The sequence below is a fragment of the Nioella aestuarii genome (assembly GCF_050896395.1).
Lineage (GTDB): Bacteria > Pseudomonadota > Alphaproteobacteria > Rhodobacterales > Rhodobacteraceae > Nioella > Nioella aestuarii.
On sequence record NZ_JBPBBA010000001.1, the window covers coordinates 1 to 22,501 of the forward strand.

Sequence of the window (22,501 nt, forward strand, 5' to 3'; positions counted from 1 at the left end):
TCGGATCAAGTCGATGCAGGCACGCCGGCGGGCGGGGCTCAGAAGTTTCCCCGGGCGGCTTCCTTTAGGATGAGCTTATCCAAGGTTAGGTCAGAGACGGCTTTCCTCAGCCGCTCGTTCTCCTTCTGAAGCCGTTTGAGTTCCTTCAGTTGGTCGGTTCCCATCCCACCATATTGCTTGCGCCAGCGGTAATAGGTCTGCTCGGTTATGCGAACCTCGCGGATCGCATCCACACGCTGCATTCCCTGGCCGACAAGCACATCAACCTGTCGCAGCTTCTGAACTATCTCCTCGGGCTTGTGTCTCTTGTGCGCCATTCTCGGTCCTCCGTTTCCTAATCATAACGTCGGACCAGTTCAGAAGGGGCATTCCAGTGGTATGCCTAGCCGTTGTCAGTCGTTATGTGCCTCAAATAGTTCTGCGACTGCTCCACGCTCGACTTCAAATCCCACAACTCTAGACCGGAGCCTGCCAAGACCAACTCTTGGTAGGCTGTAGAGGGTGTTCGGATGTAGCGGGGATAAAGTGTGTGACACAAAGGTCCGGGTCGCCCCCGCGCGCGTCGGAGATGGCGGTATTCCGCCCGAGACAAGTGCTGCTGAGGTCTGGGAGGTAGTGCGAGAAACGCGAGGCCCTAAATAATAATAGATCGACGCGATCTGGCATAAGCAAGATTGAAATTAAGAATGGATGCTGTTTGACTTAAGGCAAATCATCTTGAGGTTCTGTGGATGGCAAAAATCCTGGTCGAACGAACAACCCGTGGCCGGCGGTTTTTTCACGATTCGCTTGCCTCGGTTCAGCTTTGGCTTGACGACGAGATCGAAGCTGCCTGCGCGGGCGAGCTTAAACGCGGTTGGAAAGACCGTGTGCTCGCGGGAGTTCTAATTTTGGCTAGTGAGAACGAAGCGTTCATTAATGCGGTGGGGCAACTCGGTGTCTCAGGCTGGCGACCAGAGTCGGGTATGAAGGATAAACTAAAGCTGGTCCGTAAGAGACTAACACCCGAAGTGGAGGCTAACGTGCGGCCATATTCATCTGTGGAGGAGTTGCGGGATCTTCGGAACTCAATCTGTCACGCGAAACCAGAGGTCGACGATACGGATCGAGTTGAGTTGGTAGAAGTCGAACAGAAAGAAAGTTGGGACATTTTTGAGAGCCTCAATCATTCTGTTGAGGAGAGATTGTCTTATGAAAGCTATAAGCGATTTCGAGACGATTCACCGTCTTCCCAAGCCTCACCCAAATCGCCTCCGCCGGGGGCGCGTCATGCCGTAGGCATGCGTCCCGCATGACGATGGCGCGGCGGCTTCGCCTTGGTTCCACGCCGGGACACCGCCCTTGCCCTCACCACCCCCCGCGCTACCTGCCGCTCATGATAAAAGTTTTGCACAACGACACATGCCCGATCTGCGCGCGCGAGGTTGCGGCCTATGCGCGGCAGGCGGACCGCGCGGGGGTGGCGCTGCATGTCGACGGGCTGGAACAAGCCGCCGAATGGTCCCTTACCCCCGACAGTGCCGCGCGCAGTTTCCGCGTCGAACAGGATGGCCAGCGGCATGAGGGGCTCGAGGCCTTCCGCCTGCTCTGGTCGCATCTGCCGGGCTGGCGCTGGCTGGCGCGGATCACCGGACTGCCGGGGGTGCATTGGCTGGCCGACCGGGTCTATCGCCACGCCGCTGCACCGGTGCTTTACGCCCTGCATCGGCGGCGCCAGCGACGCCTCGACCGGACGCACTGAACCACCCCAATGACGATCCGGCTGACTGTCACAATTTCAGCGTCACGTCTGCACGGACGGTGTATCGGGGGTGCACAGGGGGTGTACGCATGGCGCCCCCCTGTTTTCAGCCCGTAGGTTCCGCCACCAGCACCCCGTCCTGAAGGTGCAAAACCCGGTCCATCCGGGCCGCAAGCTCCAGGTTATGGGTGGCGATAAGCGCGCCCATCCCGGTTTCCCGAACCAGCGTCAGAAGCGCGTCGAAGACCACGTCGGCGGTGCCGGGGTCGAGATTGCCCGTCGGCTCATCTGCAAGCAAAATCAGTGGCTTATTGGCCAGCGCCCGGCAGAAGGCCACGCGCTGCTGCTCACCGCCCGACATCGCTGCGGGCCGGTGATCAGCGCGGTTTTCCAGCCCCACGCGAGCCAGAAGCTCTGCCGCCCGCGCCTCTGCCGCCGCCCGTGCCACACCATTGGCAAGCTGCGGCAGGATCACGTTTTCAGCAGCGGTAAACTCGGGCAGCAAATGGTGAAATTGATAAATGAATCCAACACTTTGCCGCCGCGCCGCCGTTCGCGCCCGGTCCCGTGCCTGGGTCAGGTCATCGCCCCCGATCCGCACATTCCCCACATCCGCCGTGTCGAGCAGACCCGCGATATGCAGAAGCGTCGATTTTCCCGCACCAGAGGGCGCGACCAGAGCCACCACTTCGCCCGGTTGAATGCGGACGGACGCGCCGCGAAGAACCCGGATTTCTCCAGGTTTTCCAATCTTGTAGCCCTTCTCGATCCCGTCGAGATCCAGCACCGGTTCACTCATAGCGCAGCGCCTCCACCGGGTTCATCCGCGCCGCGCGCCGGGCTGGGAAAATGGTGATCACGAAGGACAACCCAAGCGACAGGCTGACCGCCGATAACACATCATCCAACTCCAACCGCGCCGGCAAAGTCGACAGGAACCGCACAGAAGGATCCCAAACACCTCCCCCCGCCATCCAGTTGACGAAGGCGAAAATCGGGTCGATCCAGATCGCAAAGGCGCAGCCCAAAGCCACGCCAGCCAATGTGCCCGCCACGCCGATCGACGACCCGCAAATGAAGAAAACCCTCAGAATAGACCCCTCTGACAACCCCATGGTGCGCAGGATGCCGATGTCGCGGCTCTTGTTCTTCACCAGCATGATCAGGCCCGAAACGATGTTCATCGTGGCGATCAGAACAAGGATCGAGAGGATGATGAACATCACGTTATCTTCCATCTGCAAGGCCCGCAGAAATGCGCCGGAACTGTCCCGCCACGTCCAGATGATGACATCGGCCTCAGCGGCGCGGGTCAGCGGGATGACCATGTTCAGTACATTGTCTGGATCGGTCACGCTGACCTCAATTTCATCGGCCACTCCGTCCCGGTTGAAATAGGTCTGTGCCTCATCGAACGGCATGTAGACGCGAATGCGATCTATGTCGTACCGCCCAACCTGAAATATATAGGTTACTTCATAGGCGCTGATCCTAGGACTGGTGCCAAAGGCCGTGCGCGCACCATCAGGGGATATCAGGCGAATTCGGTCGCCCACACTGACCCCAAGTTCCCGCGCCACACCGACGCCCAAAGCCACCCCATAGGGGAAGTCGCGCAGCGCCCCATACGCCAGTTCGGGGCTGGCCACCAAGGGCACAGCATCCAAGTCTTCTGGCGTGATTCCGATCACTTCCACACCCGCATTGCGCCCGTTCGCGGTGGCCATTACCTGCCCACGAATGACCGGGAATGCGCCGGTGACGCCCTCGACCCCGCGCAGGCGTTCTGCGATGGCGTCATAGTCCGACAGCACCCGCAGGCTGCGCCCGCCCTCCACCTGCCGCCCCACGGGGATGACGCTGGCATGGGGGTTCGCGCCCAGAATGGTGCCCACAAATTCATGCCGGAACCCGGCGCGCACGGCGAGCGTGGCGATCAGCGCCATCACCGCCAGCATGATGCCCAGAAAGCTGATCCAGGTCATGACGCTGACCCCGCCTTCAGCGCGTTTGGCGCGGATATAGCGCCAGGCGATCATGAACTCGAACCGGGCGAAGGGCTTGGGCGGGGTTGGCATGGCTGCTCCTGTTTTACGCCGCTGCTGGCTCGGGCGCTTGGCGCACAGGTTAGCGCAAGGCGTTGGCAGCTGGAACCGCCCATTCACACGGCCGGATCACGTTTCAGCGGGCGTTCGCCGCCGCAACAGGCGAGCGACGAGCCACATCACTAGAACCAGCAGCCCGTAGCCACCCAGAAAGCCCACCCCGGCGAAGCCCGCGCCACTGGCGGTCAGTGGCAGGCCGGGGTGGAAATCCTCCAGCGCGCGGCGGCCGATTTCCGTGTCCAGACGCGCGGGCAGCAACAGGGCGCGTTCCACTGGTCCCGCCTCTCGCAACAGGGTCAGGTCCGAGGACAGCGCTTCATACCGGGTGATCGTGCGGGTCATGTCGGCATTGCGGGCCGAAAGGAAAGCAGACCCGGACAGTTCCGCCAGCGCCTCGTCCCGCGTCAGCCCTGCCGACTGTGCGGAGCGGTCGAAATCCGCGACTACAATAGACAGCTCATCCACCGCGCCCGCCAGCCGCTGCACGTAGTGCTGCGATGCCTCTGGGAACTGCGCCATTGCGCCCGCGCCTGCCAGTCCGGCGGCCAGTGCCAATAGTCTCATGGGTCTGCCTGTTCTCTGCCCGTTTTTTGGTAGGATAGCACAGATCCGCCCTGCGTGTTGAGACCCCGACTCCATGCCGGCGAAACCCTGCCGCTGCCACATTGGGGGATCGACCCCATGCCATTAGCGACCCCTGTCCGGCACAACAAGATCATCGAAACAACGTAATCTTCACCGGAGACAGACCAATGACCTTCAAGACCTTCACCAAAGCCGTGCTCGCCGCCGCTGCCCTCGCCGCCACCGCCACCACCGCAAGCGCATGGGGCTTCGACATCTGCGAGGACGTCACCATGCGTCTCAACAACAATTCCGGTCAGGCGATCGAGATCTATGACCTCGATTACTACGACTTCGGGCAGAGCATCTGGCGGTCCGAACCCCTGCCCGACCGCGTCATTCAGAATGGCGGCAGCTTCTCGTTCACCCGCAACCTTGAAGATGTGGAAAACGCCCAGACCATGCTTCGCTTCCGCTACCGCGCCACCAATAGCCAGGGTCGTTGGGAAAGCGGGTATGTCGCACAGAGCAACACGTTCACCTGCCGTCACAACACCTCGGCCACGGTCAACGTCCGCTGAACGACTGGTCAGACCTTTGCCATCGCGCCTCGGGGAACCGGGGCGCGTTTTTTGTTTCTGAATCAGCATATTGAGACGGGGAAGGTTCTTCAAAGCCTACACATTGGGGGATCGACCCCATGCCATCGGCGACCCCCATCCGGCACAACAGGATCATCGAAACAACGCAATCTTCACCGGAGACAGACCAATGACCCTCAAGACCTTCACCAAAGCCGCCATCGCAGCCGCCGCGCTCGCCGTGACCACCACCACTGCCAGCGCATGGGGCTTCGACATCTGCGAAGACGTCACCATGCGCCTGCACAACTACAGCGGTGAGGCCATCCAGATCTATGACGTGGACTACTACGACTATGGTCAGGGCATCTGGCGCTCTGAACCGTTTGAAAACCGCGTCATTCAGGATGGCTATTACTTCTCCTTCACCCGTAATCTGGAAGACGTGGAAAACGCCCAGACCCGCATTCGCTTCCGCTACCGCACCACCAGCGGCGGGCGCTGGACCGGCAGCTACACCGCGCAGGGCAGCGCCTTTACCTGCCGCCACAATGCATCGGTTGATGTGCGCCTTCGTTGAGCCAACCCTTCGAAACAGAAAACCGCGCCCCGAGTGATCGAGGCGCGGTTTTTCGTTTGTCAGAGGACCAGTATCAGCCCATATGCGGCGCGTAGATCTCCTGCACGCGGGCGACGGCGGCCTCCGGGCTCATCTCTTCGCTCTCACCCGTCCGGCGGCTGGTCAGTTCCACCACGCCGTTTTTCAACCCACGCGGGCCAACCGTGATCCGCCAGGGCAGACCGATCAGGTCCATGGTAGCGAATTTGCCACCCGCACGCTCGTTGGTGTCATCATAGAGTGGTTCGAGACCGGCCGCGGTCAGCGCCGTGTAAAGCTGTTCACAGGCTGCATCGGTTTCATCGTCGCCCTGACGAAGGTTGACAATGCCCACATGGAACGGCGTCACGCCTTCTGGCCAGATGATCCCCTTGTCGTCATGGCTCGCCTCGATGATCGCGCCAAGCAGGCGGCTGACGCCGATGCCGTGGCTGCCCATATGCACGGGAACCTTCTGGCCATCGGTGCCTTGCACCATCGCGCCCATGGGCTCGGAATATTTGGTGCCGAAGTAGAAAATCTGGCCCACCTCGATCCCACGGGCAGACCGGCGGCGTTCCTCGGGGATGGCGTTGAACGTCGCTTCGTCATGTGTTTCGTCCGTGCGGGCGTAAAGCGAGGTGAACTCCTCCATCACCGCGCGGCATTCCTCATGGCTGTCATAGTCGATTTCACGCGCACCGAGGCGGATGTCGGTCACAGCGCTATCGTAGAACACTTCCGACTCGCCCGTTTCCGCCAACACCAGGAATTCATGGGTGTCGTCGCCGCCAATCGGGCCAGAGTCAGCGCGCATCGGAATGGCCTGAAGCCCCATGCGCTCATAGGTGCGCAGGTAGCTGACGAGGTGGCGGTTATAGGCGTGAAGGGCATCTTCCTTGGTCAGGTCGAAGTTGTAGCCGTCCTTCATGTAGAACTCACGCCCCCGCATCACGCCGAAACGCGGGCGGATCTCGTCGCGGAACTTCCACTGGATGTGATAGAGCGTCAGCGGCAGATCCTTGTAGCTGCTGACATGGCTGCGGAAGATGTCGGTGATCATCTCCTCGTTCGTGGGACCGTAGAGCATGTCACGGTCATGCCGGTCGCGGATGCGCAGCATTTCCTCGCCATAGTCGTCATAACGCCCCGACTCTCGCCACAGGTCGGCGGGTTGCAGCGTCGGCATCAGCAGCGGGATATGGCCCGCGCGCTGCTGTTCCTCATGTACGATGTTTTCGATCTTGCGCAGCACCTTGAAGCCGAGAGGCAACCAGGAATAGATGCCCGCCGACTGCTGTTTGATCATGCCAGCACGCAGCATGTAGCGGTGGCTGACGATCTGGGCCTCGGCGGGGGTTTCTTTCAGAACGGGCAGAAAATAGCGGGACAGACGCATGTGGGCAGACCTATAGGTTCGTTTGGCCCCTGATTAGGGGAAAGGGCGCGCGGGGGCAATCAGGCTTGCGCGGCTCGGGCCGCAAGGCTGAGACAGACCTTGGTCGCCAGCGCCATATCCTGCACGCTGACCCATTCCAGCGGGCCGTGGATCTCCTGCATCCCGCAGAAGATGTTGGGGCATGGCACGCCAAGCTCGGTCAGGCGCGATCCGTCGGTGCCACCGCGAATGGCGGTACTGTCCGGGTTCATACCGTGGTCCCGGTACGCCTCGCGCGCGAGGTCGACGGGGGACATGTCCTTTTCCAGCCAATAGCGCATGTTGCGATACTGGGGGCGGATCGCGCAGGTGATCTCGGCGCGGGGTTCGGTGGCGGCGACGGCCTCGCAGACCTGCTGCAGTAGCGCACCCTTGGCGGCAAGGCCATCAAGTTCGAAATCGCGCAGGATGAAGCTGAGTTCGGCCTCTGCGGCAGTGCCCGACATCGCATAGAGATGGATGAACCCGTCACGGCCTTCGGTCGTCTCCGGCGTCAGCGTTACATGCGGCAGGGTCTGCACGATCTTGGCGGCCAGATGCAGCGCGTTCACAAGCTTGTCCTTCGCCCAACCGGGATGCGCGGCGACGCCCTTGACAGTCACCAGCGCGCCATCGGCTGAGAAGCTTTCATATTCAAGCTCACCAGGCATTGAGCCATCGAGCGTATAGGCAAAATCTGCCCCCAGATCGGCGGGCAGCCGTTCATCAACGCCGCGCCCAATCTCCTCGTCGGGGGTGAAGGCGATGCGGATCTTGCCGTGGCTGTGCCCCGGTTCGGACAGCAGTTTGCGCGCCATCGTCATGATGATCGCTATGCCCGCCTTGTCATCGGCACCAAGCAGCGTTGTGCCACTGGCGGTGATAATGTCCTCGCCCACTTTCTCTGCCAGATAGGGGGCGTTTTCCGGCGACAGTTTCAGCCCCGGCGCATCGGCGAAGGTGATGTCGCCACCATTGTAGTGGCGATGCACGACGGGTTTCACCCCGGTCGCATTGTAGGCAGGGGCCGTGTCCATATGCGCGCAGAAGCCCACAACCGGTGCGCCCTCGACAGTCGCGGGGATCGTCGCCAGCACCACGCCGTATTCGGTGATTTGAACGTCCTCGGCGCCGATCTCCTCCAGTTCAGCTTTCAGAACCCGCGCCAGATCAAGTTGGATCGCGGTGCTTGGAGAGGTCGGCGACTCCCCATCACTCTGGGTGTCGATAGAGGCGTAGCGGACCAGCCGGGTTTCCAGCTCGGAATCGAATTCGGTGCGCATGGGGGTTCCTTTCTGCTTGCCCGCATCAGGGGCAAGCCAAAGGAGGGAGTCAAGCCGATTGGCCCAACCCCCGCTTCTGGAGATTTTGGCTGTCTGATCTCCATAGTCGAAGCGCGGTTCAGGGAGAATTGAGCCGGCAAGGTATACGAATTCACGAGCCGGCGCCCCCACTGAATACTCAGCGCAGGTTTCAAAGCCCCTAGCATGAGGGGATCCGCATGAAACGCATGGCCGCATCCCTCCGCTTCGGCCGCGCGCAAGAACCGATATCCGGCATCTCAAGACTGTCCCGACGTGCCTCAGGGTCCACGTGTCCATGCAGGGCGGACATCCTCACGCGGCTGCGCGTCTAATGCGGCACCGATATCGTCCAGCAGATGTGGGGACGTTTCTGCCAGCCTGTGCAGATCATTTTCCCAATGCGGCTGATCCTGCCTGCCCGCCAATTTCCGTGCCACCCGATAAAGAAAGCGGGTGATCCACACCCCAAGAAAATGGGATTCAGCATGGATATGGCTTGAGTTTATCTGAAGGTGTGCCATCTCGGATTCCTTTGCGCATTCCTGAAACCCTTGATATTCTGATGACAATATCCTGATCAAACCAAGCTTTCTAACGGCCTGGATTAAGAAAACTAGCCCAAGAGCTCCCATGCGCCTGCCCCCTTTGAACGCTCTGCGCGCCTTCGAAGCCGCCGCCCGCCACCAGGGCTATATCGCCGCTGCCGAAGAGCTTTGCGTCACGCGTGGCGCAATCAGCCGCCATGTGAAGCTGCTGGAAGAGCATCTGGGCGTGGCTCTGTTTCATCGCGGACATAAAGGCGTCGCTTTGACAGAGGCTGGACAGGATCTGTTGCCGGTTCTGACCGAGACCTTCACAAGGATCGCGACACAGGTGGCACAGCTTTCCGAGCAAGCGGCGGAGCTGCGCATCATCTGCCCGCCCACCCTGTCGATCCGCTGGCTGTTTCCCAAACTCGCTCGGTTCCGGCAGCTCCACCCTGAAATCCAGGTGCGCCTGACAACCGATTTTTATGGCGACAGCGGGTTTGACCCGACACGCTACGATCTTGGCGTTTCGCTGGAAGTCTGGCCCGGGCGTTCTGCGGATGTCAAAACGCAAGCGATATTCCCAATGCGTCTGTCACCGGCCTGTTCCCCTGCCCTGATGGCAGGCTCGCACGCGCTGCGCACACCTGCCGATCTGGGCCGTGTAACCCTGCTGCACGAAAGCGCAGCGCGAGAGGACTGGCAGACCTGGGTAAGGCACTTTGAGATCAAGGAGTTTGATCCAACGCGAGGAGAAGCCTTTCCCAATCTCGACATGGCCACCAAGGCCGCTGTGATGGGGGCTGGTGTGGTGATGGCCGATCTTGCCCTGTGCCAGGAAGAGCTGCAAAACGGCACGCTTGTGCTGCCATTCCCAGACATGGCCTGCGACACTCCGCATGGCAGCTACGCCCTGATCGGTTCAGAAGACCGTTGGCACGCCCCAAACGTGAAGACCTTCCGGGATTGGATCGCGACAGAGCACCGAAACTGACCCGCAAGGCGGAAGCGCAGCTATCAACAGGCTGCAATTCAATTGACACGAGGTCCCTTTCTGCAAGAGCGTCGGCAATCATTGCCCCCATAGGATTGCCATGACCACTGCCTCTCAGCCCAACATCCTTCTGATCATGGCCGACCAGATGACACCGTTCCTTCTGGAGGCTTGCGGCTATTCGGGCGCTCATACACCAAACCTGACCGCGCTGGCCCGCAGGTCTGCCCAGTTCACCAACGCCTATTCTCCTAGCCCAATCTGTGTGCCCGCGCGATCCTGCTTCATGACCGGGCTGCATACGTCCACCACCGGCTGTTATGACAATGGCGATCCGTTCGACAGCTTCATTCCCACCTTCGCCCATTACCTGACGAACGCTGGCTACGAGACGGTTCTGTCCGGGAAAATGCATTTCATCGGGGCAGACCAGCTGCACGGCTTTCAACGGCGGCTCAACCCCGATATCTATCCAGCTGGCTTCCTGTGGTCCTATCCGTTGCCGCCCGACGATGACCCGGAATGGCAGGCCTTTGATTTCGTGGCACAATACCAGTCACAGAATATCGGCCCCGGCTGGTCGAAAGAGCTGCAATATGACGAGGAAACCCAGTTTCGAGCGTTGGAGTTTCTGCGTCATCAACCAGATCACCCCTGGATGCTGACGGTGTCCTTCACCAATCCACACCCACCCTACAAGGTGCCGCGCAAGTACTGGGAGTTGTATAAGGACGCGGATCTGCCCCTGCCCCACTACCCCGACGACATGGACGCGCGGTATTCCGATTTCGACCGGGCCCTGCGCCGGTGGCACGGGCTGGACCGCGGCAACATCCGTAACGCTGAAGATCTGTTGGCTATGCGCAGGGGATATGCTGCGCTGTGCCACTATGTGGATGACAAACTTGGCGAGCTCCTCGACGTGCTGGAGGAGCAGGGCCAGCGCGACGATACGATAATCATTTTCACGGCCGACCATGGAGAGATGTTGGGGGAACATGGGTTGATTCAGAAGCGCAGCTTCTACGAATGGTCTACGCGCATCCCACTTTTGATCGACATGCCGGGCAAAGCTGCGCTTAAGGTCGATACACCGGTTTCCCTGATTGACGTGCCCGCCACGCTGATCGACCTAGCTGTTCAGACACCAGCCCGCCCACTCGAAGGCAGATCCCTCATGCCCGCCTTGAACGGCGATCAGTTGGAGACCATTCCAATTGTCTCCGAGTACCACGGGGAAGGCATTATGCGCCCCAGTTTCATGGTGAGGCTTGGAGATTGGAAATACATCTACTGCCACCGCTCGGCCCCGCAGCTTTTCAACCTTGCCGAAGATCCTGACGAATGGATCAATCGCGCAGGAAATCCTGATGTGGCGATGATCGAAGCGGAAGTGAACCGGGTCATCACGGGCGGGCGCTTCGACCTCGATGCCATCGAAGCGGAAGTTTGGGCGCGCCTGCCAATGAAGGATGCCGTGAATCGGGCAATGGCTGCGAACGGCACCGAGTGGGATTATGATACCCGTGGCGCGGGGGCGGCTCGTTATGTCAGAAGCTGACCGCACAGTCTTACCACGCTCAGCTCGATGCTATACGATGCCCGTGACGACAGTAAGCGCCGCGCCATGAGCAAGACATCCACCATTTCGGGCTATTCCGGCAAGCCCCTCTACCAAAAGCTCGGACTGAAACCCGGCCTGAGCTACATCGCGCTCAATCCGCCTGCGCATATTGACGATTTGCTGTCGGGGGCTGAGGGAACGGTATTTTTGCCTGAGACGGCTGGCCCGGCAGATATCGTGCACCTGTTTTGTAGCGACCGCGCCACGTTGGATAGGCAGGGCCCCGCCGCTCTGGAAATGGTGGCTGATAAGGGGATGCTCTGGATCAGCTGGCCCAAGAAATCCTCGTCCCTGTTCATGGACCTCACTGAAGACGGGTTGCGCGAGGTGATGTTGCCGACGGGATGGGTCGATGTGAAGGTCTGCGCCGTGGATCAGGACTGGTCCGGCCTGAAATTCCTGCGCCGAAAAGCATGATTTGCGTCACTTGATGCCTTTGACGACTGGTTCCGCCCCGATCGCTGCCGCAAGCGCCTTGAAACGCGCCTGCGCGACCTCTCCGAACAGATCCCGCGCGGTGTCGGTCTTCAGGGTCAGTTCAAGGATGCCTTTCTTGGGGAAAAGCTTGAGCTTGCCGTGATCGAGGGGCTTTTCCAGCGTGAACATCGCACCGAAGCGCATGGCGCGACCCATGATCTCTGCCTGCTGCACCTGCTTCTCGGTCAGCAGCTCCAGCAGCGGATCGAAATTGGTGTCCTTGCGGCTGGATTTGTAGCGATGCAGCAGGGCGAGGCCCAGATAAACCCGTTCCTCATGGGTCAGACCGCCCAGGTTGGCCCGTGTTGCGTTGTCGAAACAGACTTCTGCGCGATAATCGGGATGTGCCCGCCAGCTGACATCATGCAACAGGCAGGCCGCGCGCATCACACGCTTCATCTCGGGCCGGATGCGTCCGAAGAGGGGTTCAATGAACCGATAGAGCGCGCGCCCGAACCCCGGCATCCGGGCATTGGCCAGCTCCATGTGATAGGCCGCTTCGATCAGTGGATCGCGTTGGCGCTGCTCGTCCGACATCTGTTCATAGAGCAGCCCTTCGCGAATCCCGTAGGACGAAATGGCCACCTCATCGGGTTTGAAACTGCGCACCAGTTCTTTCAGCACAAGCGAGGCCAGCGGCACCAACGCCATCCGCTCGGCACTTGTACCAGTGCGGCTGCGCAAATCCTCTAGATCGGACTTCTGGATATAGGCGATGGTGGCTCGGATATCCTTGCGGGTCATCCGATATTCGTGCAGCACCTTCAGCGGATATCCTTGGCGTTCCATGTCGATCCGGGCAATTGCCCGCCAAGAGCCACCAACAAGGAACAACCGCCCCGCGGGTTCGGTAAACTGATTGCGCAGACCCGCAACCCGATCCTTGATATGTGCCTTGATCGCCTTCTTGCCGCCTTTGATCCCTTGCAGCTTCAGCGGACCGAGATCAGATGTTTCGCGCGCGCCGACCTGACCGTCGCCAAGAAGTTCCGCAAGCTCCATCGAGGACCCGCCGATATCGCAAATCATGCCAAAGGCACCTGGCCAGCCAAGAAGCACTCCCTGCGCTGAAAGTCGTGCCTCTTCCCGTCCGTCGATGACGTGAATGGTCAGGCCAGTTTCACGTTCGGCCTCGGCCTTGAATTCCGGACCATCCTCGGCTTCGCGCATCGCAGCCGTAGCGACAGTGACGAGTGAAGTAACGTTCATGCCCTTGGCCAGTGCCGCGAAGCGTTTCAACGCGGCCATTGCGCGGGGCCTGCCCGTGGCAGACAGTCGCCCGGTTTCGGCAAAGCCCGCGCCAAGCCCACACAGGATTTTTTCGTTGTAGAAATAGGCGGGTGAGCGCGCCGCGCCGTCAAACACCACCATCCTCACCGAGTTGGAGCCAATGTCGATCACGCCCACCCTTGCCAGGTTCCGCGCGTGCGGATCCTGGAAAAGTGGCGTACCGAAAAGCCCCCCGTCGGCAACTGTCCCGGACCCAGCAATACGCGGATCCGCCAATTCGGCTTGTCCCATCATGATCCGGTCATGGCACGGGGTTGGTGACTCGGTCAATCGTGGGAATGCGCCAATTCAGGCACATCCGCCGCCCCCGCCGATCCACGTCCCGAGAGAGACGGGTTTTGCATGAAAAAGCGGTGGCAGGAAAACGGCTTGTCGATCTGGTCGAGGTCAGGGCGCACGAAACTGCCATCGGCCTGCAAGACCCAGCTTTGGGCGACATCCGCCAGGTTTGCCGCCATGATCTGGCTGACAATCTGCGCTTTCACCGTGGGATTGGTGCATTCCACCAGCGTTTCCACCCTGCGATTGAGGTTACGCCCCATCCAGTCAGCAGAGCTGATATAGACCCGCGCCTTCTTGGCGGGCAGCCCGTGACCGTTGCCGAAACAGACGATGCGGCTGTGTTCCAGGAACCGGCCCACGACCGATTTCACCCGGATGTTTTCCGACAGCCCTTTGACCCCGGGGCGCAACCCGCAGATCCCCCGGATCACGAGGTCAATTTTCACACCGGCCTGGCTGGCCTCGTAAAGCGCGTCGATCACGTCGGAGTCGATGATACTGTTCATCTTGGCCCAGACCATCGCCGGTTTGCCCGCGCGGGCGTGCTCCGCCTCGGCCCTAAGGTTCTCGATGATCGTTGATTTCAGGCTAAGCGGAGAAATGCGCAGATTGTCCAGCTTCTCGGGTTCCGCATATCCGCCAACGTAGTTGAACACCTTGGTAGCATCGCGGCCAAGCGCGTCATCACAGGTGAACAGCGACAGGTCAGTATAGATGCGCGCCGTTATCGGGTGATAGTTGCCGGTCCCGAAATGGGTATATGTTACCAGCCGGTCGCCCTCACGCCGCACGACGGCGCTGATCTTGGCGTGGGTCTTGTAGTTGATGAACCCATAGACCACATGCGCGCCTGCCCGTTCCAGTTTGCGCGACTGGCGAATATTGGCCGCCTCGTCAAAGCGGGCCTTCAGTTCCACGAGCGCCGTAACCGACTTGCCGTTTTCCGCCGCCTCACACAGTGCATCGACAATCGGACTTTCGTTCGACGTCCGGTACAGGGTCTGCTTGATCGCCACCACATTGGGATCGCGCGCCGCCTGCGCGAGAAAACGGATCACCATGTCGAAGGTCTCGTACGGATGGTGCAGCAACATGTCTTTCTGCCGGATGGCCGAGAACATGTCTCCCTCATGGTCCTGCACCCGTTCGGGCACCCGCGGGGTGAAGCTCGGCCACAGCAGATCGGGACGCTCATCAAGCACCAGCTCCTTAAGCCGCGCGAGACCGATCATGCCGCGCACCTCGATCACTTCATCCGGCCGCACGTCGAGCTGTTCGTATATCTCGTCTTTCAGAGCCTCAGGTGCTCCGGCAGAGACCTGAAGTCGCACCACATGACCGCGGCGGCGGCGTTTCAGGGCGGTCTCGAATTCACGTACCAGGTCTTCGGCCTCTTCCTCCACTTCCAGATCGCTGTCGCGCAGCACCCGGAACATGCAGGATCCGGTCAGCTTGTAGCCTGGGAAAAGCGCGCCGATCTTGAGCAGCAGCAATTCCTCCAGCGGCAGGAACCGCGCGGCGCCTTCCGGCGCGGGCAGCCGCACGAAGCGATCAATCTGGTTCGGGATAGGCAACAGCGCCTGCAAGGGCCGTCCATCGCGTTGGCGTTTCATCTGAAGGGCAAGCGACACACCTTCGTTCGGGATGAACGGGAAAGGATGCGCCGGGTCGATGGCCAGCGGTGACAGAACCGGGAACACATTGGACAGGAACATCTCGTCCAGCGCCACCTTGTCAGCCGCCTTGAGCGCCGAGCGGGTCACGACGGTGATCTTCTCCGCCTCCATCTCGGATTTCAGGGCGTTCCATGCCGCTTGCTGAGATTGCATCAGCTTGCGTGCATCGGCGTTTATCAGACGCAACTGTTCCGTTGGGGTGCGCCCATCGTCCGAGGGCGTTGTGTTGCCTTCGTTGGCCAACTCACGCAGGCCCGCGACGCGCACGGTATAGAACTCATCCAGGTTCGCTGCCGAGATCGAGACGAAGCGCACCCGTTCCAGAAGCGGCACGCGGGGATTTTCCGCCTCCTCCAGCACCCGCCAGTTGAAGGCAAGCCAGCTAAGCTCCCGATTGAAGAACCGTTGCGGGCCGGTGCGCTGTGCCTCAGGCAAGTCAACGGGATCAGGGATTGGAGCGTGAAGGAAATCGGCGTTGATCATATGGCTGCCATAGGCTTGGGATGTGACACCAGCGTGACACTCATTCCGCCATCTCCGCAAGCAGCGTGGCGATCATGGGTTTCGTGGGTCTTGACTTGTCGCGAAGAGAGCGGGAATCGATGGCCTCGACCAAATGCCGGGCAGCAACGAAGGACCGCTCCATCCGCAGGACCGCATAAGAGATTAGCTCGGGACCAAGCGCAAGCTGACGGTCTGACGCAAGTTTGACCATGACGGCAGACAGCAGCGCATCATCGGGGCCTTGCAGTTTCAGAACACCGGCCTGCTGCATACGGCTTTTCAGATCCGGCAGGGTGACGCGCCAGCGTGAGGGATCGGTACGTGCCGTCAGCAACAGCCGCCCCCCCTGCCCCAGAACCGCGTTGTGCAGGTGGAAAAGAGCGGTTTCCGCAATGTCTCCCGTGACCTGATCGGCATCCTCGACGACAAGCGCCGGACCGACTTCGTCTAGCGCCAAATCCGCCAACGCCGCCGTGTCGACCACCTTAGCGCCCGTTAATGCGGCCCAGACATGCGCGAGGTGGGTCTTGCCAGATGCCTCTGGCCCCACCAACACCATCTTGCCGTGCGGCCAGCTGTCCCAAGCCTCGATCCCCGCCACGGCGGCGGCATTCGCATCCGAAACGAAGAAGTCGTCGCGCCCGAGGGCGGTGCGCACGGGGAGGTCAAGAAGAAGCTGTTCGGCCATGACTTACATGTCGTCGTCTTCGGCGCGGCCTTCAAGCCCTTTGTACAGCCTGCCCTCGCGATATTGCGCCATGCCGTAGCGCACCAGAACCCCTATCATCGCGGCGACGGGCACCGCCACCAACATGCCGACAAAGCCGAAGACAGACCCGAACGCCGCCAGAGCGAACAGCAGCCAGACCGGATGCAGCCCGACCGAGCTGCCGACAAGGTTGGGGGTCAGCACATTGCCTTCAGCCACCTGCCCGATGGCAAAGATCACCGCGACGAGACCAATGCGCAGCCAATCCGTGGCGTGGCGCACGGTTTCTCCGTCCACGACTTCGCTGTAGCCCCAGTATTGGAACAGCGCCAGTCCGATGGCCAGCACACCACCCACCAGGGCACCCACATAGGGAATGAAGGTCAGCGCGCCCGCGATCAGCCCGACAATCAGGCCAAAATTGAGCCCTACGGACATCAGGGCGATGGCGTAAAACACGCCGAGGATCAGGCAAACAGTGCCCTGCCCGCGCACAAAGCTGGCAAGCGTCCGGTCAATCTCTGACGCCAGTTGCCGGATCACCGGCGCATGATCGCGGGGCAGCAAATCGTCTATGCCCGCAATCATGCGATCCCAGTCCAGCAAGAGATAAAACGCGACCACGGGCGCGATCACCAAGACCACAACGCTATTGACCGCCGCGCCCGCCGAAGACAGGACCGAGGACACCACCGTGCCGATCTGACTACGGGCAGAGGCCAGCACATCGGCGATGGTCTGACGCGCGGCACTGTCTTCCTGGATGAGCGTGGGGAAGCGTTCGATCAGAAAATCGCGCAAGGTCGCATAAAGCTCGGGCGCGGCCTGCACCAGGGCGATGACCTGTCCGATCAACATCGGCAGCACCAGAAGCAGGGCCAGAAGGAACAACAGCACCGCAAAGGCGAAGATCACCACCGTGGCCCAGGCCCGTGTGAAGCCCCGGTCTTCCAGCCGGTCCGCCAATGGATCAAGGCAATAGGCAATCGCGCCGCCCACTACGAAGGGCAATAAAACCCCGCCAAGAAACCACATCAACAGCAGGAAAACGGCCGCAGCGATTCCCCAATAGGTCGCTTGCTGTTTCACGGGCAGGGCCATTTGGCGATTGTCCTTCCTTGCACACAGGGCAGTCATTCGCCTCAAGCTGCCCGCCGCGGGCCGGGTTTTCAAGCCGAAGGTGGCAAATTCGCCGCAGAAGGCCAGAATTCCTGACCAAAACCTTTGACTACTCGTGATATGGCCCCATTTAAGGGGCGCGAACAGACAATTTTCAGGGGACATCATGCTACTGCGCGCCATTGACCGGTTTTTCTCTCACGAAGCATCGGGCGGTATCTTACTAGGCCTGTCGGCCATTGCCGCCCTCATCGTGGCCAACTCCGCCCTTCAACCCAGCTATGATTGGCTGCTCAACGTTCCGCTCTCGGTGACCATTGGTGGCGAGGGACTGGAGAAACCGCTGATCCTGTGGATCAATGACGGTTTGATGGCGATCTTCTTTTTCTTGATCGGTCTGGAACTCAAGCGCGAAATTCTTGAAGGCAAGCTGAAGAACCCGCGCGACGTAATCCTGCCGGGCCTTGCGGCCGTGGGGGGCATGGCCGTTCCGGCGCTGGTTTATCTCTTTTTCAACTGGGGCAATGCCGAGACTATCGGCGGTTGGGCTATCCCGGCTGCAACCGACATCGCCTTTGCACTTGGTGTTCTGGCGCTGGTCGGCAGCCGCGTTCCGACGGCGCTGAAGGTCTTCCTGCTGACGCTGGCGATCCTCGATGACCTTGGGGCCATCATCATCATCGCACTCTTTTACACCGCCGAACTGAAGGCCAACTACCTGCTCTATGCGCTTGCACCGCTGGCGGGGATGTTGTGGCTGAACATGAAAGGCGCGCATCGCATGGCCCCGATCTTGCTGCTTGGCCTCGTGCTGTGGGTGCTGGTGCTGAAATCCGGCGTACACGCGACGCTGGCCGGTGTGATCACCGCTTTCCTGATCCCGCTCAAGGACAAGTGGGGCAAGTCGCCCCTTCATGCGCTGGAACATGGGCTCGCGCCTTACGTGTTGTTCCTGATCGTGCCGATCTTTGCCTTTGCCAATGCAGGTGTATCGCTGGAAGGCATGTCGCTGGCCGACCTGATGGCCCCGCTGCCGCTTGGCATCGCGCTTGGCCTGATCGTGGGTAAGCAGGTGGGTGTCTTCGGAATGACCTGGCTCGCCGTCAAAATGGGTCTGGCCAAACTGCCCCACGGCGTGACCTGGGCACATATCTACGGCCTCGCCTGTCTGGCTGGTATCGGCTTTACCATGTCGCTCTTTATCGGCTCGCTCAGCTTTGCCGACCCGGAACTCATGAACGCGGTACGCGTGGGTGTTCTGTCCGGCTCGCTGGTGTCGGGTGTGGTGGGCTTCGCCATCCTGCGCCTGAGCGGCAATGCGTCCGAAGATCTGGCCGCCCCTGCCGTCGCCCGCTGAAAAGGCGACAGAAACAGAAAAGGCCCCGTATCACGCGGGGCCTTTTTTCACGTAAGGTCGTTCAGCTGAGAGTTGAGCGCGCCATCTCGAAAACCATCCAGGTCACCCGCTCTCAGGCGGCCAGAACGCCGTTGACGAAATGTCGTCGGGTGCGGACCCGGGCCGCACAAGAACCGGCTGCGGATCAGAAGGTTTCCATGATCAGCCGCCCATCGCAAATGGTGCCATTATAAGTGCCGATCCATATATCGTAAATGCCGTCCCCAGCGGGACGAGTCAGGCGAATCTTCGGGTCTCGATTTCCGTTGGCGTTGTCATCAAAATACAAGTTTCCGTCGGCCGTATTGATGAGCATTACACTGTCGCAATTGCTTTCGACACTGAATTCAAGCTGATAGCCAGTCAGTCCGCGGATTGTAATCGTAAAGTGTGGTTCGTCGTACACCCAACCATACATGGGACCGGTCCAGTTGGGGGCCCGGTCGCGGCAATATTGCAGAGCTCTGTCGCCGTCGACGACGACGTTCAGGCTGCGTGGCGTGTACAACTCTTGCGCGGTTGTTTCGTATACTTCGCGTCCCAACAATGTGTAATCCGGGCACGCGCTCGACGCGGTACCCAGGACGCAAAGAGCCAAAGCATAAACCATCTGTCGCACGACAAGCCCTCCCATGGGAACAGGCGAGTGTCCACTCGGCCAATCCAAATCTTATCGCATCCCTGCCCCGACAATGCCACAATCAGCCGTTTGCAGCAAGGCGAGCGGCAGGCAGGACAATGCCCGCCACCTGAACAGGATCAGCTGCGGGTGTCGCGCACGATGTCGAGGATCTTCTTGGCCGCTTCCGGGATGTTGGTGCCGGGACCGAAGATCGCCTTCACACCTGCCTTGTAGAGGAACTCGTAATCCTGATGCGGGATCACCCCGCCGCAGATCACGATGATATCGCCCGCACCTTCCGCCTTCAGCGCCTCGATCAGCTTGGGCGCCAGCGTCTTGTGACCGGCGGCCTGCGACGAGATCCCGACGATGTGCACATCGTTGTCGATCGCGTCCTGCGCGGCCTCTTCAGGCGTCTGGAACAGCGGACCCACATCGACGTCGAACCCAATATCGGCGAAAGCGGTGGCGATCACCTTGGCACCCCGGTCGTGCCCGTCCTGACCCATCTTGACCACAAGCATCCGGGGACGGCGCCCTTCTTCCTCGGCGAACTTCTCTACATCCGCCTGGATCGCGGCGAAACCCTCGTCGCCCTCATATGCCGCGCCGTAAACCCCGGCCAGCGTCTTCACCTCGGCCCGGTGGCGACCGAATTCCTTCTCCATAGCCATACTGATTTCTCCGACTGATGCGCGAGCGCGGGCCGCTTCAACGGCTGCCTCCAGCAGGTTGCCGCCTTCGCTGGCGCGGCGGGTCAGTTCGGCAAGCGCTGCTTCGCACGCCGCCTCGTCACGGGTGGCGCGCATGGATGCAAGGCGCGCAACCTGCGCCTCGCGCACGGCCACGTTGTCGACGTCGAGAATGTCGATCGGATCCTGCTTGTCGAGCTTGTACTTGTTCACGCCGACGATCACCTCGTCGCCCCGGTCGATCATCGCCTGACGACGCGCTGCCGATTCCTCGATGCGCAGTTTCGGCATACCGCTGGCAACCGCTTTGGTCATGCCGCCCATCTCCTCGACTTCCTCGATCAGCGCCCAGGCCTTTTCCGCCAGTTCCGCCGTCAGGCTTTCGACGTAGTAAGACCCCGCCAGCGGGTCGACCACGTTGGTGATCCCGGTTTCTTCCTGAAGGATTAGCTGCGTGTTGCGGGCGATGCGGGCACTGAATTCCGTCGGCAGGGCAATCGCCTCGTCCAAAGCGTTGGTGTGCAGCGACTGCGTGCCGCCAAGCGCAGCGGCCATCGCCTCATAGGCGGTGCGGATGACGTTGTTATAGGGGTCCTGTTCCTGCAAGGACACGCCCGAGGTCTGGCAATGGGTGCGCAGCATCTTGGAGCGCGGGTTCTGCGCGCCGAACTCATCCATGATCCGGTGCCACAGAAGCCGCGCGGCGCGCAGCTTGGCTGCCTCCATGAAGAAGTTCATGCCAATCGCAAAGAAGAACGACAGGCGCCCTGCGAACTTGTCCACATCCATGCCCGCATTGATCGCCGCGCGTACATATTCGCGGCCATCAGCCAGCGTGTAGGCCAGTTCCTGCACCAGGTTCGCCCCGGCCTCTTGCATGTGATAGCCGGAGATCGAGATCGAGTTGAACTTGGGCATCTCGTTCGAGGTGTATTCGATGATATCCGAAATGATCCGCATCGAAGGTTCGGGCGGGTAGATATAGGTGTTGCGAACCATGAACTCCTTCAGAATGTCGTTCTGAATGGTCCCGGCCAGCAGCGCCTTGTCATGCCCCTGTTCCTCGCCCGTCACGATGAAATTGGCGAGGATCGGGATAACCGCGCCGTTCATGGTCATGGAGACGGAAATCTTATCAAGCGGAATGCCGTCGAAGAGGATCTTCATGTCCTCGACGCTGTCGATGGCAACACCGGCCTTGCCCACATCGCCCTCGACGCGCGGGTGGTCGCTGTCATAGCCCCGGTGCGTGGCCAGATCGAAGGCGACCGACACGCCCTGCTGACCGGCTGCCAGAGCCTTGCGGTAGAAGGCGTTGGACTCCTCCGCCGTCGAGAAGCCCGCATATTGCCGAATTGTCCAGGGGCGGCCCGCATACATCGTTGCCTTGACGCCGCGGGTGAACGGCTCTTGCCCCGGTATCGTGCCCATATGCGGCAGGCCGGCGGTATCTTCCTCGGTATAGAGGGGTTTGACGGCGATGCCTTCCAGCGTGTTCCATGTCAGGTCATCTGGCGAACGGCCCCGCAATTCCTTCGCGGCCATGTCCTGCCAGGCTTGGGTCTTGTCGCTCATCTTTTCGGTCCTCTTCTCAATCCGGCGCCGGGGGCTGGATCGCCCCGTTCAACGCCATGCAGGGATGCAATCTTGCGTCCATGCGGTTATGCCTCTTCGCTTTCACGGAACCCGCCCCTATATCTTTGAGATACGGAGGTTTCATGCGCGCAGTACTGTCTATCTTGCTGGCCCTGACGCTCGCCCTGCCGGGCGCTGCACAAGAGGCCGACACTCCGGCTGAGGCGGAAGACGCCCCGCCGGTGCTGCAAATCATTGATGCCGTCGAAAGCGGCATCACGTTGGAAGAGCTCACCTGGGTGTCTCGCCCCATCGTGATCTTTGCCGAAACCGACCGCGACCCCCGGTTCCAGGACCAGATCGACCTGCTTTTGGAACGGCCCGGTCCCTTGCTGGAACGCGATGTCGTGATCGTAATCGACTCCGACCCGGCCGCAGAAAGCCCGATCCGGCAGGCGCTGCGCCCGCGCGGGTTCTCGCTGGTGATCATCCAGCGCGACGGACGTGTCGCCTTGCGCAAGCCCAACCCGTGGGACGTGCGTGAAATCATGCGCGCCATCGACAACCTGCCGATGCGGATAGAGGAAATGGGGCTTAGCCAATAGAGCCAAGGCCCCGCTTCACATCCATCCAGGCCCGGCCTGCAGCAATGGCGGGCAATTCGCCACGAGGGCGACGTTATCCGAGCCGCACGCGTCATAGGG

At 60.7% G+C, this 22,501-nt stretch carries 21 protein-coding genes and 1 pseudogene; 9 read left to right on the forward strand and 13 right to left on the reverse strand.

What is annotated here, in order from left to right; all coding sequences use genetic code 11:
- A pseudogene (locus ACROHD_RS00005) lies at positions 1-317 on the reverse strand (transposase); the annotation flags it as partial.
- A gap of 414 nt (positions 318-731) precedes the next feature.
- Between ACROHD_RS00005 and ACROHD_RS00010 the strand changes: the two are divergent.
- On the forward strand, positions 732-1,295 hold the full coding sequence (locus tag ACROHD_RS00010) for a hypothetical protein (protein ID WP_432675188.1): 564 nt from the start codon (positions 732-734) through the stop codon (positions 1,293-1,295).
- Between the two features lie 80 nt (positions 1,296-1,375).
- Positions 1,376-1,741: a thiol-disulfide oxidoreductase DCC family protein gene (locus ACROHD_RS00015; protein ID WP_432675189.1), complete on the forward strand. Its 366-nt coding sequence runs from the start codon at positions 1,376-1,378 to the stop codon at positions 1,739-1,741.
- Between the two features lie 106 nt (positions 1,742-1,847).
- Here the strand turns inward: ACROHD_RS00015 and ACROHD_RS00020 are convergent, their stop codons facing one another.
- From ACROHD_RS00020 to ACROHD_RS00030, 3 genes are all read right to left on the reverse strand, one after another.
- Complete coding sequence (locus ACROHD_RS00020; RefSeq protein WP_432675190.1) at positions 1,848-2,540, reverse strand: ABC transporter ATP-binding protein; 693 nt, start codon at positions 2,538-2,540, stop codon at positions 1,848-1,850.
- Positions 2,533-3,819, reverse strand: coding sequence for a lipoprotein-releasing ABC transporter permease subunit (locus tag ACROHD_RS00025; protein ID WP_432675191.1), 1,287 nt, complete (start codon positions 3,817-3,819; stop codon positions 2,533-2,535). The genes ACROHD_RS00020 and ACROHD_RS00025 overlap by 8 nt, the downstream gene beginning before the upstream one ends.
- 96 nt (positions 3,820-3,915) lie before the next feature.
- Complete coding sequence (locus ACROHD_RS00030) at positions 3,916-4,410, reverse strand: DUF2937 family protein (RefSeq protein ID WP_432675192.1); 495 nt, start codon at positions 4,408-4,410, stop codon at positions 3,916-3,918.
- 188 nt (positions 4,411-4,598) lie between these two features.
- On the opposite strand from ACROHD_RS00030, the gene ACROHD_RS00035 reads away from it, so the two are divergent.
- Positions 4,599-4,991, forward strand: a complete 393-nt coding sequence (locus tag ACROHD_RS00035; RefSeq protein WP_432675194.1) for a hypothetical protein — start codon at positions 4,599-4,601, stop codon at positions 4,989-4,991.
- A 190-nt stretch (positions 4,992-5,181) separates the two neighbouring features.
- Positions 5,182-5,571 (forward strand): hypothetical protein, encoded by a 390-nt coding sequence (locus tag ACROHD_RS00040; RefSeq protein ID WP_432675195.1) that lies wholly within the window; start codon positions 5,182-5,184, stop codon positions 5,569-5,571.
- A 73-nt stretch (positions 5,572-5,644) separates the two neighbouring features.
- Here ACROHD_RS00040 and proS read toward each other — a convergent pair whose 3' ends face one another.
- The 3 genes from proS to ACROHD_RS00055 all read right to left on the reverse strand — a co-directional run bounded on the left by proS (position 5,645) and on the right by ACROHD_RS00055 (position 8,942).
- A complete protein-coding gene (proS, locus tag ACROHD_RS00045) occupies positions 5,645-6,988 on the reverse strand; it encodes a proline--tRNA ligase (protein ID WP_432675196.1) in 1,344 nt (447 codons plus the stop codon).
- 59 nt (positions 6,989-7,047) lie between these two features.
- Complete coding sequence (gene pepT, locus ACROHD_RS00050; RefSeq protein ID WP_432675197.1) at positions 7,048-8,289, reverse strand: peptidase T; 1,242 nt, start codon at positions 8,287-8,289, stop codon at positions 7,048-7,050.
- Between the two features lie 299 nt (positions 8,290-8,588).
- Positions 8,589-8,942: a hypothetical protein gene (locus ACROHD_RS00055; protein ID WP_432675198.1), complete on the reverse strand. Its 354-nt coding sequence runs from the start codon at positions 8,940-8,942 to the stop codon at positions 8,589-8,591.
- Between ACROHD_RS00055 and ACROHD_RS00060 the strand changes: the two genes are divergently transcribed.
- The 3 genes from ACROHD_RS00060 to ACROHD_RS00070 all read left to right on the forward strand — a co-directional run bounded on the left by ACROHD_RS00060 (position 8,941) and on the right by ACROHD_RS00070 (position 11,872).
- A complete protein-coding gene (locus ACROHD_RS00060; protein ID WP_432675199.1) occupies positions 8,941-9,831 on the forward strand; it encodes a LysR substrate-binding domain-containing protein in 891 nt (296 codons plus the stop codon). The two genes, ACROHD_RS00055 and ACROHD_RS00060, sit on opposite strands and share 2 nt — an antisense overlap.
- Positions 9,832-9,931: 100 nt before the next feature.
- Positions 9,932-11,392, forward strand: coding sequence for a choline-sulfatase (gene betC, locus ACROHD_RS00065; RefSeq protein ID WP_432675200.1), 1,461 nt, complete (start codon positions 9,932-9,934; stop codon positions 11,390-11,392).
- A gap of 66 nt (positions 11,393-11,458) precedes the next feature.
- Positions 11,459-11,872, forward strand: a complete 414-nt coding sequence (locus ACROHD_RS00070; protein WP_432675201.1) for a hypothetical protein — start codon at positions 11,459-11,461, stop codon at positions 11,870-11,872.
- 6 nt (positions 11,873-11,878) lie between these two features.
- Here the strand turns inward: ACROHD_RS00070 and ACROHD_RS00075 are convergent, their stop codons facing one another.
- From ACROHD_RS00075 to ACROHD_RS00090, 4 genes are read right to left on the reverse strand one after another with little or no spacing between them, the layout of a single operon-like run.
- Entirely contained in the window at positions 11,879-13,456 is a 1,578-nt protein-coding gene (locus ACROHD_RS00075; protein WP_432675202.1) for a Ppx/GppA family phosphatase, read from the reverse strand.
- A 32-nt stretch (positions 13,457-13,488) separates the two neighbouring features.
- Entirely contained in the window at positions 13,489-15,663 is a 2,175-nt protein-coding gene (locus tag ACROHD_RS00080) for an RNA degradosome polyphosphate kinase (protein WP_432675203.1), read from the reverse strand.
- A gap of 40 nt (positions 15,664-15,703) precedes the next feature.
- The gene (locus ACROHD_RS00085) at positions 15,704-16,372 is read right to left on the reverse strand and encodes a P-loop NTPase family protein (protein WP_432675204.1); all 669 of its coding nucleotides are present in this window, start codon (positions 16,370-16,372) and stop codon (positions 15,704-15,706) included.
- Between the two features lie 3 nt (positions 16,373-16,375).
- The gene (locus tag ACROHD_RS00090) at positions 16,376-17,494 is read right to left on the reverse strand and encodes an AI-2E family transporter (protein WP_432675205.1); all 1,119 of its coding nucleotides are present in this window, start codon (positions 17,492-17,494) and stop codon (positions 16,376-16,378) included.
- Positions 17,495-17,678: 184 nt separating this feature from the next.
- On the opposite strand from ACROHD_RS00090, the gene nhaA reads away from it, so the two are divergent.
- Positions 17,679-18,869: a Na+/H+ antiporter NhaA gene (gene nhaA, locus ACROHD_RS00095; RefSeq protein WP_432675206.1), complete on the forward strand. Its 1,191-nt coding sequence runs from the start codon at positions 17,679-17,681 to the stop codon at positions 18,867-18,869.
- A gap of 184 nt (positions 18,870-19,053) precedes the next feature.
- Here nhaA and ACROHD_RS00100 read toward each other — a convergent pair whose 3' ends face one another.
- Complete coding sequence (locus ACROHD_RS00100; RefSeq protein WP_432675208.1) at positions 19,054-19,527, reverse strand: hypothetical protein; 474 nt, start codon at positions 19,525-19,527, stop codon at positions 19,054-19,056.
- A gap of 140 nt (positions 19,528-19,667) precedes the next feature.
- A complete protein-coding gene (gene scpA / locus ACROHD_RS00105; protein ID WP_432675209.1) occupies positions 19,668-21,797 on the reverse strand; it encodes a methylmalonyl-CoA mutase in 2,130 nt (709 codons plus the stop codon).
- A 143-nt stretch (positions 21,798-21,940) separates the two neighbouring features.
- Between scpA and ACROHD_RS00110 the strand changes: the two genes are divergently transcribed.
- The gene (locus ACROHD_RS00110) at positions 21,941-22,402 is read left to right on the forward strand and encodes a DUF4174 domain-containing protein (RefSeq protein WP_432675210.1); all 462 of its coding nucleotides are present in this window, start codon (positions 21,941-21,943) and stop codon (positions 22,400-22,402) included.
- Positions 22,403-22,501 lie beyond the last annotated feature (99 nt).

Bases quoted from the DNA above. Each gene is read 5' to 3' on its own strand.
- ACROHD_RS00010 (WP_432675188.1), top strand. From the start codon at position 732: ATGGCAAAAATCCTGGTCGAACGAACAACCCGTGGCCGGCGGTTTTTT.
- ACROHD_RS00015 (WP_432675189.1), top strand. From the start codon at position 1,376: ATGATAAAAGTTTTGCACAACGACACATGCCCGATCTGCGCGCGCGAG.
- ACROHD_RS00020 (WP_432675190.1), bottom strand. From the start codon at position 2,540: ATGAGTGAACCGGTGCTGGATCTCGACGGGATCGAGAAGGGCTACAAG.
- ACROHD_RS00025 (WP_432675191.1), bottom strand. From the start codon at position 3,819: ATGCCAACCCCGCCCAAGCCCTTCGCCCGGTTCGAGTTCATGATCGCC.
- ACROHD_RS00030 (WP_432675192.1), bottom strand. From the start codon at position 4,410: ATGAGACTATTGGCACTGGCCGCCGGACTGGCAGGCGCGGGCGCAATG.
- ACROHD_RS00035 (WP_432675194.1), top strand. From the start codon at position 4,599: ATGACCTTCAAGACCTTCACCAAAGCCGTGCTCGCCGCCGCTGCCCTC.
- ACROHD_RS00040 (WP_432675195.1), top strand. From the start codon at position 5,182: ATGACCCTCAAGACCTTCACCAAAGCCGCCATCGCAGCCGCCGCGCTC.
- proS (WP_432675196.1), bottom strand. From the start codon at position 6,988: ATGCGTCTGTCCCGCTATTTTCTGCCCGTTCTGAAAGAAACCCCCGCC.
- pepT (WP_432675197.1), bottom strand. From the start codon at position 8,289: ATGCGCACCGAATTCGATTCCGAGCTGGAAACCCGGCTGGTCCGCTAC.
- ACROHD_RS00060 (WP_432675199.1), top strand. From the start codon at position 8,941: ATGCGCCTGCCCCCTTTGAACGCTCTGCGCGCCTTCGAAGCCGCCGCC.
- ACROHD_RS00055 (WP_432675198.1), bottom strand. From the start codon at position 8,942: ATGGGAGCTCTTGGGCTAGTTTTCTTAATCCAGGCCGTTAGAAAGCTT.
- betC (WP_432675200.1), top strand. From the start codon at position 9,932: ATGACCACTGCCTCTCAGCCCAACATCCTTCTGATCATGGCCGACCAG.
- ACROHD_RS00070 (WP_432675201.1), top strand. From the start codon at position 11,459: ATGAGCAAGACATCCACCATTTCGGGCTATTCCGGCAAGCCCCTCTAC.
- ACROHD_RS00075 (WP_432675202.1), bottom strand. From the start codon at position 13,456: ATGATGGGACAAGCCGAATTGGCGGATCCGCGTATTGCTGGGTCCGGG.
- ACROHD_RS00080 (WP_432675203.1), bottom strand. From the start codon at position 15,663: ATGATCAACGCCGATTTCCTTCACGCTCCAATCCCTGATCCCGTTGAC.
- ACROHD_RS00085 (WP_432675204.1), bottom strand. From the start codon at position 16,372: ATGGCCGAACAGCTTCTTCTTGACCTCCCCGTGCGCACCGCCCTCGGG.
- ACROHD_RS00090 (WP_432675205.1), bottom strand. From the start codon at position 17,494: ATGGCCCTGCCCGTGAAACAGCAAGCGACCTATTGGGGAATCGCTGCG.
- nhaA (WP_432675206.1), top strand. From the start codon at position 17,679: ATGCTACTGCGCGCCATTGACCGGTTTTTCTCTCACGAAGCATCGGGC.
- scpA (WP_432675209.1), bottom strand. From the start codon at position 21,797: ATGAGCGACAAGACCCAAGCCTGGCAGGACATGGCCGCGAAGGAATTG.
- ACROHD_RS00110 (WP_432675210.1), top strand. From the start codon at position 21,941: ATGCGCGCAGTACTGTCTATCTTGCTGGCCCTGACGCTCGCCCTGCCG.